The sequence below is a fragment of the Verrucomicrobiales bacterium genome, assembly GCA_016793885.1.
GTDB lineage: Bacteria > Verrucomicrobiota > Verrucomicrobiia > Limisphaerales > UBA11320 > UBA11320.
In genome coordinates this window covers 1-12302 of the sequence record JAEUHE010000013.1, presented here as the reverse complement: position 1 = coordinate 12302, position 12302 = coordinate 1, and the positions used below count along the sequence as shown (strand labels likewise).

Sequence of the window (12302 nt, the reverse complement as noted above, 5' to 3'; positions counted from 1 at the left end):
CTTTCAGCAAAGATTCGTCCTGCTGGGGCTCAATCGCAGGGTGAATTGTCGCGCTCATCATGGTATTACTTCCGTCCGATCCGTTGCGGTCCTTTTGGGACTTATGCTGTTGACTCCCCGTATGTATGCGTTACCCCCTCGTTACGATCATGTAGTGATCGTGGTGGAGGAAAACCGAACCTTGGGTCAAATCATCGGCGACACTGTCAACGCGCCCTATATTAACTTCCTAGCCAAGGGCGGAGTGCGGATGAACTCAATGTTTGCGATTCAACACCCGAGCCAGCCGAACTATCTACACCTCTTCTCAGGGTCAAACCAGGATGTGCTGGATGACAACCTGCCAACGGTTTTCTCAATCACCGGCACAGCTAAATACCCGTTTCGCTCTCCAAATTTAGGAGCAGAACTGATTGCTGCCGGTTTCTCATTCGCGGGATTCAGCGAGGAATTGGAGACCGCTGGCAACACGGATTGGGCCGATTACGATCCCCACACGGCGACGCGCCCCGGAATCTACTACCGTCGTAAGCACAACCCCTGGGCAAACTGGGTAGCGAAAGTGCTCCCAACCCCTTCCAACCAACTCCCCAAAAGTGTCAACCGCTCGTTCTCACAGTTCCCCACCAACTTTAGTGAGTTGCCTACGGTGAGCTTCGTGATTCCGAATCAGCTTCATGATATGCACGATGGATCGCGGAAGCAGGGGGATGATTGGATCCGGGAGAACCTTCAGGACTACGCTGCTTGGTCGAAGAGCAACAACAGCTTGCTGATCATCACCTGGGATGAGGATGACTACAAAGAAGACAACCAGATTCCAACGGTTCTTTACGGAGCAAATCTCCGGGATGGCACTGCAGTCAATGGTGCCTGGACCTTGCACAACCTCCTGCGAACGCTCGAGGAAATGTATGGTTCAGTGGCTCATGCGGGTTCCGCCGCCCAGGTGAGACCCATCGTTGGGCCTTTCCGGACAGACCCACCGATCCTCGTCGCCACTTTCCGTCAAGGCTTGGCCGGATATACAGGCGCTCATGACACTCAGTTGTCGCAAGATTTCCCAGACCTCTCCATGGCGACTGCTGAGGAGCTCAACGCAGACCTTGATGCTTCCAGCTCCCCCGGAGCCCAACAAAGCCAGGTACTCATCCGCTTTGAGAATCTCTTTGGCGCGAAAAAAGGACAAGTGCCAACCAACGCCGTCATTCACTCCGCGAAATTGCTGATGCACACTCCAAAGAACACAACCAGCAGCGACTTCGATTCCAAGGACCTGTTTGGGCTCCATCGCATGCTCATTGATTGGGATGCAACAAATACTTGGAGTGGACTCAACGGGGGAGTAAGTGCAGATGGGACCGAAGCCGTAAGTAACGCATCCTTCTCCGCAGTGCCCAACGTGGATGGAGCCCCATCTCTCCTCGATGTGTCATCGGATATTGAGCTTTATCGTTCTGGCGTGCCCAATCATGGGTGGACTATCCGAGCCTCCAGTACAGGGACGGGTGACGGTTGGACTTTCACATCGAGTGACAATGCGAAGGAGCCCAATTTTCGCCCCAGCCTGGAAATCGTCTATTCGCTACCTGTCACGCCCTATGAGGCATGGGTCTCGTCTCACGGGCTGATGTCTGCAGACCGAGAGCCGCTGGCTGATCCAGACCAGGACGGGGTGAACAATCTATCCGAGTTCGCCTACAACCTGAACCCACTGCGAGCGGACACGCACGACGCATTACCGCCTGCCACCAATGGCTTGCCGGTGGGCTTGTTCACGTCGATTGAGGGAGAAACTAGCTTTCAAGTCCAATATGTCCGACGCCAGAATCCCTCAATGGTAGGCCTTGAATACTCGGTTGCTTTCTCTCCGGATTTGATCCATTGGACACTCGAACAAGTAGCCGAGACCGAGCCAGTCGACTCGTCTTGGGAACGGGTGAAAGTGCGTCCGACCAGCATCCCCGCCGGCAACGCATTGTTCTGTCGGATTCTGTTAACCCTCCAGCCGTGATCAAGCCAATGGACTGTTTTAGTAACAAATTTGCGCTCTGTTGGTTTGCCGGGCTTTGCTGGTTGGCAGGCTGCTCTACCCCAAAGGAGAACCGAGGAGCCGTCTCGGCGGAACTCCAGCGTCGCACTGGGTTCGATCTGCCAGCACCTTCGGATGACAGGCCTAGTTTTCCGCCCTCCGTCACTCTTGAGGATGGCTTGAGCGAGGACGAAGTTGTGACCTTGGCGCTTTGGAAAAATGCTGCTTTTCAGGAAATGCTGGCCGACTTGGGACTTTCCTGGGCCGACGTAGTCCAGGCGGGGATGCTGCCTAACCCGACCCTGTCCATGCTGCTCCCGATCGGGGCCAAACCGTTGGAACTAACCGCCAAGTATCCGGTCGAAGCCATCTGGCTGCGACCCCGTCGCATTGCCGCTGCGAAATTGGACTACGATCGTGCCACTCAGAGGTTGGTGCAGAGCGGATTGGATTTGATCCGGGATGCTCGCCTAGCCTGCACAGATTTGACACTGGCGAGAGAGCGCCTGGAATTGGCTCAAACCCTACGCGTTCTCGCGGAGGGTTTGCTGACACAAACCCAGGCAAGGCTTCGTTCGGGCGAAGCGAGCGAGCTTGAGGCAACGAGTGGACAGATCGAAGTGAGTCAGGCGCGAGAGCAGTCGAATCGTGCTACTCACGAGCATCTGTTGGCTCTGGAGCGAGTGAAGTCGATGGCAGGGCTGGGAATGGAGAGTCGGTCCGTGGAGTTACATAGTTCTCCGCTCGAAGTGAGCCATATTCCTGAGTTGAATCTTCTCCTCACGAATGCCCTATCGGCGCGACCGGACTTCTACGCAGCCAGGCTGGGACTCGAAGCGGCGGGCAGTCGTGTCGGCCTGGCGCGCAGTGAAGTGTATACGCTGACTGCCGCGCTCAACGCGAAAGAGGTGGGAAACGACTTTCTGACCGGTCCAGCTCTCGATGTGTCCATCCCCATCATCAACCAGAACCAAGGAGGGGTGGCACTCGCGAAGGCCAAGTTCGAGAAAGCCAGTCGTCAATATCTCGCATTGCGAGACAGGATCATGCTGGAGGTTCGTGAAGCCCATACTCGCCTCGCTCAAGCTCAGGAAAGCTACGAATCCTGGCAGACACAGATCCTGCCCTCTCTCGAGGAAGCGGTGTTGCTTGCCGAGAGATCAGTCGCGGCTGGCAACGAGACTTCCCGCACAGTTCTGGAGAACGGTCGCAAGCTCGCGGATGCACGTCTGAAAAGCGCGACCGCCGCGGCCGAACTTCGCCGTGCCCGGGCGGAGTTGGAACGAAGCGTGGGCCAACGTTTGCCCCCTAACTCACCACCTTAACCCTGATTCCGACATGAAACCCACGCTCCTTCTACTGCGAGTCCATATCTGCACAGCCTTCATCGCCTTGGCCTCTCTATGCTGTTGCTTCGCCGCCGATTCTGGGAAATCGCCTCCACCTGTGCAGATCCACGCCCCAATCAAGGAGATGGATTTGGGCACGCTGACGCTCACGCCTGAGGCGGAGAAGCGGCTTGGTATCGAGACGATGGTTCTGGAAAGGCGGAAGTTGCCCCGAACGCGGTTATTTAGCGCAGAGGTTATCCTCCCCGTTGCAGTTTCCCGAGGAGACTCGACTCAGCTCTCACCCTCCTATCCAATGCTTCCTGCGCTATCGTTGGCTGAGGGGGTGCGCATTGCACAACTGCAGATCGATGCCGATGGTCAGATCGAGCAGGCGAAAGTCCAGCTCGACGCATCCAAAGCGGCGCTGGCGCGTGCCGAGCAGATGCTGCGCGACAAAGCGGGGACCGTCCGGACCTTGGACGAAGCTCGGGCACAAGTCGGACTGGCACAGACCGGGTTGAACACAGCTCAGTCACGCCGCGACCTTTTGGGCCCTTCGCTCCTGGGGGTATCGAATCCAGTGCGCGCCTGGCTGCGGGTGCCCATCTATGTTGGCGACCTCGACAGGCTCGATGCGGAGGCTGACGCGGTGATCACGTCCTTGGCGGGTGACAATGCGAGCACGCGCGTGCGCGCCAAGCACGTCCCCACGCCGAGTTCAGCAACTGCTTCCGGAAGCACGGTAGATCTATTCTACGAGTTTGAGAACCTTGGGGCGGCTTTGCGCCTAGGGCAGCGGGTGGGAATCCGACTCCCGCTGCGGGAGGATGAAGAGTCTCTGGTTGTGCGCGCTTCCGCCCTTGTCCACGACCTCCACGGTGGAGCCTGGGTCTACGAGAATTCAAGTCCCCACACCTACCTGCGCCGAAGGGTTCAGGTGAGACACATCCTCGGCGACTCGGTGGCGCTCATAGGCAGCGTAAAGCCGGGTGCAGCTGTCGTTACCACTGGCGTTGCCGAATTGTTTGGTACGGAGTTCGGAGCCGGGAAGTAACGCAGCCAAATTCTTTCTATGATGAAATGGTTGATCGCAGTCTCGCTGCAACAGCGCATACTCGTTCTGGCGCTGGCCACCGCTCTCGTGGTCTTCGGGATGCGCGCCGTTCGCACCACGCCCTTGGATGTCTTCCCGGAGTTCGCTCCTCCCTTGGTGGAGATTCAGACCGAAGCGCCTGGGCTTTCGACGGAGGAGGTGGAAAGTCTTGTCAGCGTGCCCTTGGAGAACGCAGTGAACGGCGTCGCTTGGCTCAAGACTCTCCGTTCGAAGTCTGTGCTCGGCCTCTCATCGGTGGTCTGTATTTTTAAGGAGGGGACAGACTTAATGCGAGCGCGTCAATTGGTGCAGGAACGGGTGGCGACGGTGACTCCTAGGCTCCCCATCGTGGCCCATGCCCCGGTCCTGCTGTCTCCGCTCTCCTCCACCAGTCGTGCGATGAAGATCGGTGTCTCGTCCAAAACACTCTCGCAAATGGATCTGTCGGAACTGGCGCTGTGGACGATCCGACCACGCCTCATGGCCGTGCCCGGTGTGGCGAACGTGGCGATCTGGGGCCAGCGAGACCGGCAGTACCAAGTCTTGGTAGATCCCGATAAACTCGCGGCGCACGGTGTATCTCTCGATGCGGTGATGCGCTCTGCAGCCGATGCAGCCAGTGTGGCGGCGGGTGGCTTTGTTGATCTCCAGAATCAGCGTTTACCCGTCCGGCATCTTTCCGCGATCGATTCGCCTGAGGATCTGGCGCGGACTGTGGTGCTATTTACGAATGGAGTGCCCCTGCGCTTGGGTGACGTGGCCGATGTGGTCGTGAGCCATCCTCCACCCATCGGCGATGCGGTGATCAATGATGCGCCGGGCCTCTTGCTCATCGTGGAGAAGCAGCCTTGGGGCAATACGCTCGAGGTTACGAAGCAGGTGGAATCAGCGCTCGACGCCCTGAGGCCAGGGCTGAAAGACGTGGACATCGATCCGACCATCTTCCGCCCTGCAACGTTCATCGAACGTTCTCTTCACAACCTGGTTCAGGCTCTGGTGCTGGGTTGTCTTTTGGTGGTGATCATCCTGATAACGTTCCTTTTTGACTGGCGCACTGCCTTGATCAGCCTCTCGGCTATACCCCTGTCGCTGCTGGCCGCCGCAGTGGTGCTTTATCTCCGGGGCGGAACTTTGAACACCATGGTCCTTGCCGGGTTGGTCATCGCGGTTGGAGAGGTGGTTGATGATGCGATTATCGATGTAGAGAACATCGTTCGTCGATTGCGGCTCAATCGACTTGCCCCGAACCCGCTGCCTCCCCTACGCGTTGTGCTGAAAGCTTCTCTAGAAGTGCGGAGCGCCGTTGTCTTTGCTAGCTTGATCGTCGTTCTGGTCTTTGTGCCGGTATTCTTTCTCGATGGACTTGCTGGAACGTTCTTCCGACCGCTGGCGTTCTCCTACGTTTTAGCGATCCTCGCCTCCTTGCTCGTCGCCCTGACGGTTACGCCGGCTCTTTGCCTTTTGCTCCTACCCGGATCCAGCGAACGCCATACTGACGCCCCACTGACCCGGATATTGAAGGGCGGCTATCGTCGAGTGCTGCCCTGGCTGGTCGTGCGGCCTAAGCTGGCGATGGCGTTCCTCATTGCTATGTTTGCTGCAACGGGTGTTGCGCTACCTCGCTTAGGAGAAGAGTTCCTTCCGAACTTCAAAGAAACGGACTTCTTGATGCATTGGGTGGAGAAGCCTGGCACGTCACTTGAAGCGATGCGCAGGATCACAGTCAGCGTCAGCAAGGAGCTTCGGACGGTTCCCGGGGTGCGCAACTTTGGATCCCACATTGGACGCGCTGAAGTCGCCGATGAAGTGGTGGGACCCAATTTTACGGAGCTCTGGATCAGTCTCGATCCCTCCGTGGACTACGACCCCACCGTAGCAAAAATCCAGGAAATCGTGGACGGCTATCCTGGACTCTATCGTGACCTATTGACGTATCTCAAGGAACGCATCAAGGAGGTGTTGACCGGGGCGAGCGCCACCGTCGTAGTGCGCCTCTATGGGCCCGACATGCAAGTATTGCGGGAAAAGGCCCAGGAGATTAACCGGTCGGTTAGCGGCATCAAGGGTGTCGTGAATCTGAAGGTTGAGCCACAAATTTTAGTTCCTCACATCCAAATCCGGGTCAAGACGGAGGTGGCTGCCAGCTTCGGTCTAACTCCCGGGAACATTCGTCGAGCCGCTACGACTCTGATCAAGGGCACCAAGGTAGGGGAAGTCTACCGAGATCAAAAATCGTTTGATGTCACAGTGTGGGGCGTTGAGCAGGTCCGAAGCGACCTTCAATCCTTGCGAGAAATAGCCATTGAAACCCCCTCGGGCGCTCATGTCCCGCTGGGCGATCTGGCGGATCTCGAGATTGCCCCGACCCCGAATGAAATCAAACGGGAGAATGCCTCTCGCCGCATCGATGTGACCTGCAACGTAGCGGGATCGGACCTCGGCACAGTGGCCCGGGAAATTCAATCCCGAGTCTTGGGTCTGTCCTTTGATCAAGGGTATCATCCGGAATTCCTCGGGGAATATGCGGCCCGGCAGAGCTCGCGTAGCCGCCTCCTCTGGCTCGGCGCCTGTTCCGTGCTTGGGATTCTGATTCTGCTCCATGTGGATTTCCGTTCCATGTGGCTGGTGTTACTGCTGGGACTCACTCTCCCCTTCGCTCTCATCGGAGGTGTTGCCGGCGCATTTCTTTCTGGAGGGGGGCTATCATTGGGGTCGATGGTCGGATTTGTCACCGTATTAGGGATAGCCGCCCGTAATGGGATCATGCTGTTAAGCCACTATCGCCACCTGGAGCAGGTGGAATCTCAGTCATTTGGTATTCCACTCATTTTGCGAGGAGCCGAGGAGCGGCTCACACCTATCCTCATGACAGCTTCGTGTGCTGCGCTGGCGCTCCTGCCTTTGGTGATAAAGGGGAATATCCCTGGGCACGAGATTGAATACCCGATGGCTGTGGTCATTCTCGGCGGGCTCGTGACATCGACACTCCTGAATCTATTCCTGATGCCTACGCTCATGCTTCGATTCGGAAAACGCGTTGTGGGAGTTGCCAAGAGTAAAAACTAACCTGCTTGGGGATTGCCTTTAGCTGTCCTGACCGAGTGGAGTTCATCGACGCTGAAGGAACTAGCCCTTGAGGCCTCAGGACGCACGGAGCGAAGGCGATGTAAAGGTGTTAGCCTTTTGCTTTTGCAACGCCGTCAGTCCAAAAGCACGATTCCGATCTCCGTTATGGGAGTCTCTTACTTCCCGTCAAAATGACAGTGAAGAATGTATGGCAGAAAGTCTCGCGGGTCCCACAAATCGACCGTACTAGCGTTTATCTTAGTAAGGCAAGTAGCACAGAATTGTCTGCTCGACGATGCATCCGTTGAAGATGATTTGGGTGCAAGATGGAGGGGTTTCGTTGTGAGTGCCGGGCGTTGATCAGCTGTCGGCTCCAGTCAATCTTACGGGCACCAAATGGTTCAGTTGAGTTATTCTCAATTCAGATAAGTTCACTTGATTCCCTCAGTAAAATGCGTCATTCTGTCTCCGTTCGTCGGTTGTAGACGAACGATTCCGACCCTCGCCTTCGATTCCACTAGCTCAAGTATCGTTATAGCCCCTTTTTCCGTCGGTAGGAAAGGAAAACGGCTTAAGGGCGTGACGCCAGACAAATTGCTTGTTTGTAGGCATGCGAAACCCCAAAGCGTTTGTAATGGCAGCGACCTCTCCCGCCCCAGCGGAAAACTCAAAGCTGCACTTATAGAAGCATTTGAGAATCTCACGGTGGCTGATTCCTGGGCCGAATACTTGTCCCATATATTTCCGAAATGCAGCGTGCAGGCCTGTCTAAGGGATTTCTCCAACCGGCTCGGATTCGACGTCTAAAGCTGTGCAGACCAATTCCGTCGACACATCCAAACTTAGATCACCCGAACCTGTCATGCCGCTAAGTAAGGCTTCAGAGATTGCAACGCCAATCAATCTCTCCACCGTATCCCGCATAGGACGCGCTCCCAGTTTCGGATGGAAACCCTTTCTCACCAGGAATGGGAGCACCGCTTCGGTGACGGTTAGTTTAAAACCACAGGATTCGAAGAACTCGATTTCACGAATCAGGAGTTTTTCCGCGATCTCCAACTGGTGCTCGTAGCTCAAGCGGTGGAACACGAGCTTTTCGTTGATGCGCGCGAATACCTCCGGTCGCAGGGACTGCTGAGCGCGGGTGAGAACGTGGCGCTCCAAGGTAGACTCACTCGAGTGCTGCAGCGCCATCAGTTCCGCCGACCCGATGTTGGAGGTCATGACAACGTAGAAGTTGGAAAAATCCAGAGTCTCCCCTGTAGCGATCGTCAGCCGCGCGGCATCCAACAGCTGCAGGAAAAGATCCATGATCCGAGGGTGCGCCTTCTCCACTTCGTCGAAGAGTAGCGTGCCCTCGTTTGCTCTCTCTCTCACTGCCCCGAGAAATCCTCGCTCCCCGAGTTTCCCACCCAGCAACAATGCGATGGAATCCTGGTTCTGGAACTCCGACATATCGAATCGGAAAAGTTTCTCAGGCCCGAAGAGATGATTTGTGAACACGACCGTTGCTTCAGTCTTTCCTACTCCAGTCGGACCGAGGAGTAGGAAACTACCTTTCGGCCGTCCTGGTTTCGTCAGACCCAGTTCTCCTCGTCGTAACGAAGAGATGATGGGTTGGAGAACGTGATCTTGGCCGCGGATTTCTCGAGCCAGGACTTCGTCGAGATCGCGCAGCCTTTGGAGCCTGTCTGCTGAGATTGGGTTTTGCATGGGCCTTTGATGCCAAACGCCCGGCTGCATTATGCGTATGGGATACGCATTCGCCCCTTTCAAAGCTGATATCTCTTTTCTCACATCAGCGAACACTTGCTGAACGTGAAACAACAATGACCCAACCCGCTATGAAGAAATGGACCTATCACCTGCAACCCAAACTGGCTCGATTTCGTTCCCTCGCAGTCACAACCGCGATTCTCAGCCTGGGAACACTTCCCTCCCTGGCCCAAGGCGTCGGCTTCAATTCCACCACCCTCAAGACCGGGATCAGCAACAGCCTGGCGGTGATCATGATGTTCGGCTTCGTTCTCGGAATCGCCGCTGTGATCGCCGGCGGCTTCGCCATCCGCCGAGGCGATGTCGATCAGGGGAAGATGTCGATCATCGGCGGTGCCATCATCGCCGCTGCTCCGGCGGTGATCTATGCCTTCTTTAAAATCTTTGGCATTGATGGCAACAGTGCCGTCGGCGTTGGCACCTTCTAATCTGTCCAACTCTCCAGCTCCCACTTCTCACATGAGCTCTGAACTGCGTCTTACGGATACCAATGCCGCCTCTGATTCCCAAGGTCGCACTTGGGGTCTGGAAGGTAATCTGTTTTGGTGGCTTGTGGGAGGGGTGGGAGCTGGGATCACGCTGTTCTTCCTCCTGCTGGTGGGAATCAAACTCCAGCTCTTCACCTGCTTTGGAGTTGCGGTGGTTCCCGTTCTCTTGTGTCTAGTCTACATTTTTGGCCTCCGGCAGGGAAAGCCTCCGGGTTACGATCGCGATTTCCTCGAGCGACAGGTGTGTAGTCCCGGACTCAGCCCGGAGCCATCTCTTTCCCGCCAACCGCGTCATCCGCTCTCCGAGTTCTGACGTATGCCTCCTGGCCAACCCAGCGACCGAGCCTCTCGTGGACAACGGGTCCAACTTCGCAGTCTCGAGAAGATCGCAACTCAACTTCGATCGACTCTCCATCTGAACGGAGTGGATCCTGAGGCGCGCCCCCACCTCGAGCAAGCTTTAGCCCATGTCCGAGAGGCCACGACGGCCGTTGGAAAAATCGACCGAGCACGAACGGTGACTGAGCTCATCAAGGACCTTGAGGTCGGAAAGAACCTAACCCAAAGAATTGACCAATTCTGCGAAGACCAAAAGCGAGGATCCGGGATCAATCCATAACCCTATTGTAAAAATGTTCGAACGTGCTCCCAATGGCTTCTTTGTTCGTGATCTAATGGTGTTTAACCACCTTCGCCGCGGTGGGTTTGTCTCGAAGGGGTTCATTCTCGAGGCCCCTGACCTAACCAATAGCCCGATCGCAGACTTGAACCAGTTCCAGGATCAGCTCTGCTTGCTATTGGCCTCACTTCAGGAGAACCAACGCCTGCAGATTCAGTACTTCTGTGATTCGGACTACAAAGAAGAACTTCTTCGCTATCAACGGGAGACCGAGCGCTTTACGAACGTTTGGACCCGCCGCACTCGCAACGAACGATTCTCCCGCTACTGGCAGGCGATGTCGGATCGACGTCTGCGCCGACAACGAGTGATTCTCTATCTCTCCCGATCTTTAGACAACGCTCCCCGATCCTTTCAATCCACCTCCGCTCGGAAGGACTATTACTCGACCCTGCTTGATCAGCTCCAATCCGAGTTTGAACACTCTCACCGATTGCTCCGAGAACTCTTCGGATCGACCGGCGCTCGTGTATTGCCCATGTCCGATCTCGACCATTTCCGCCACTACGCGCGGTTCCTAAACCCCTCTTATAGCGACCGTTTCGACTACGATCCCGCCCAGGCCTTCGAACCCTCACTTTCGATCCAGGAAAACTGCTGGCATAGCGAAGGCCATGCGCGGAATGAGTTCGGATTCTTCATGGATGGGCATTATCAGTCGCTCTTGGTCCTCACCCGCTGGCCGCGAACGACTTATCCAGGACTGATCCAACGGCTCACGAACCTCCGACTGCTCGACTATGCCATCACGGTGAACGTTGATCCCTTGCCCATTACCCGGGAGATCTCGAAGGAGGAGCGCGAACACGATCGGGTAGCAGGCGATTACGCGAGCGAGAAGAAGATCTCCCTCCTCAGCGTCATGGAAAAGAAGGCCAAGAAGATCCATGCCTTGATGCAGGGCCAGATCATTCCTTTCCATTCTCTTTTCGTGGTCCGAACCTGGGATAAAGCAATCGACGGACTCAACGCCAAGGTCGGAGCTATCAAGAACGCCATCAACTCGATGAATGGCGGGCAATACTTTGAGACCAATCTCCCGAGCACGACTCGAAACCTCTTCTACCAAACCTGGCCAGGTTGGACCTGGGGCCGTTATGAGCATCGCAAGCTCTACGCCGAGCATCGCTATTTGGCAGACATGCTTCCGATCACCAGCACCTTTACTGGTCATCTGGCGACCGCCGAGGCGATCTACGAGGGACCGCAGCAGAACCTGATCGGGATCCAGACGTTCTCGGGAGTCGGAGACTCGGTCTCCCCGCAGCACGCGGTTCTCCTAGGCATGTCCGGGGCAGGGAAGTCGGTGACTGTCTGCGACCTCCTGTCCCAGACGGAAGGTTACTTCGGTTACACCGTCATCATTGAGGAAGGACTCAGCTACGGAATCTACACCGCCACGGTAGAGGAGGGGGCTCGGCCCATCATCATTCATCCGGACGGGGACCTGACCATCAACTATCTGGATACCAAAGGGCTGCCTTTGACTCCCGACCATCTCTCGGCTGCCACCGCGCTCGTCGCCCGGATGATCGGGGTTTCAACGCACGAGGACAAACAGATGCTCCGGCAGGCCCAAATCGCCAAATACATCAACCTTCTGTATGAGGATTCCTTTCAGGATTGGTGTAAACGACATCACGAGCTTTTGTTTCAGATCGCTCGCCATGCCCTGGCACTTCAGAAATTCCGGGCGGAGCGGATGCCCCCGGGCAGCACCACATTAGACACTTTTGCGGACTTCCGCGATGAGGCGAAGCCTCAACCCAATTGGGGAAAAGGCTTTGTCCGTCATTCGGAGGGGGAGACTCCACCCCATGGAGCGGGTCATGGACCC

The 12302-nt window shown here is 56.2% G+C and carries 8 protein-coding genes; 7 read left to right on the top strand and 1 reads right to left on the bottom strand.

The genetic code is table 11. The features are described 5' to 3' along the window. Window positions 1-121 precede the first annotated feature (121 nt). The 4 genes from JNN07_01845 to JNN07_01830 all read left to right on the top strand — a co-directional run bounded on the left by JNN07_01845 (window position 122) and on the right by JNN07_01830 (window position 7522). Complete coding sequence (locus tag JNN07_01845; GenBank protein ID MBL9166464.1) at window positions 122-2014, top strand: DNRLRE domain-containing protein; 1893 nt, start codon at window positions 122-124, stop codon at window positions 2012-2014. Between the two features lie 8 nt (window positions 2015-2022). Then, on the top strand, window positions 2023-3357 hold the full coding sequence (locus JNN07_01840) for a TolC family protein (protein ID MBL9166463.1): 1335 nt from the start codon (window positions 2023-2025) through the stop codon (window positions 3355-3357). A gap of 319 nt (window positions 3358-3676) precedes the next feature. After that, entirely contained in the window at window positions 3677-4417 is a 741-nt protein-coding gene (locus JNN07_01835; GenBank protein MBL9166462.1) for a hypothetical protein, read from the top strand. A gap of 18 nt (window positions 4418-4435) precedes the next feature. Continuing rightward, window positions 4436-7522, top strand: a complete 3087-nt coding sequence (locus tag JNN07_01830; GenBank protein ID MBL9166461.1) for an efflux RND transporter permease subunit — start codon at window positions 4436-4438, stop codon at window positions 7520-7522. A 768-nt stretch (window positions 7523-8290) separates the two neighbouring features. On the opposite strand, the gene JNN07_01825 is transcribed toward JNN07_01830, so the two are convergent. Further along, entirely contained in the window at window positions 8291-9235 is a 945-nt protein-coding gene (locus JNN07_01825; protein ID MBL9166460.1) for an ATP-dependent Clp protease ATP-binding subunit, read from the bottom strand. A 131-nt stretch (window positions 9236-9366) separates the two neighbouring features. On the opposite strand from JNN07_01825, the gene JNN07_01820 reads away from it, so the two are divergent. From JNN07_01820 to JNN07_01810, 3 genes are all read left to right on the top strand, one after another. After that, window positions 9367-9726, top strand: a complete 360-nt coding sequence (locus JNN07_01820) for a hypothetical protein (protein MBL9166459.1) — start codon at window positions 9367-9369, stop codon at window positions 9724-9726. Window positions 9727-9757: 31 nt separating this feature from the next. Next, on the top strand, window positions 9758-10099 hold the full coding sequence (locus JNN07_01815; protein ID MBL9166458.1) for a hypothetical protein: 342 nt from the start codon (window positions 9758-9760) through the stop codon (window positions 10097-10099). Between the two features lie 319 nt (window positions 10100-10418). Beyond that, window positions 10419-12302 (top strand): hypothetical protein (locus tag JNN07_01810; GenBank protein ID MBL9166457.1); only part of this gene is annotated, 1884 nt, incomplete at its 3' end.

Excerpts from the sequence above, each read along its gene's own strand:
- JNN07_01845 (MBL9166464.1), top strand. The coding sequence starts at position 122 with ATGTATGCGTTACCCCCTCGTTACGATCATGTAGTGATCGTGGTGGAG.
- JNN07_01840 (MBL9166463.1), top strand. The coding sequence starts at position 2,023 with ATGGACTGTTTTAGTAACAAATTTGCGCTCTGTTGGTTTGCCGGGCTT.
- JNN07_01835 (MBL9166462.1), top strand. The coding sequence starts at position 3,677 with ATGCTTCCTGCGCTATCGTTGGCTGAGGGGGTGCGCATTGCACAACTG.
- JNN07_01830 (MBL9166461.1), top strand. The coding sequence starts at position 4,436 with ATGATGAAATGGTTGATCGCAGTCTCGCTGCAACAGCGCATACTCGTT.
- JNN07_01825 (MBL9166460.1), bottom strand. The coding sequence starts at position 9,235 with ATGCAAAACCCAATCTCAGCAGACAGGCTCCAAAGGCTGCGCGATCTC.
- JNN07_01820 (MBL9166459.1), top strand. The coding sequence starts at position 9,367 with ATGAAGAAATGGACCTATCACCTGCAACCCAAACTGGCTCGATTTCGT.
- JNN07_01815 (MBL9166458.1), top strand. The coding sequence starts at position 9,758 with ATGAGCTCTGAACTGCGTCTTACGGATACCAATGCCGCCTCTGATTCC.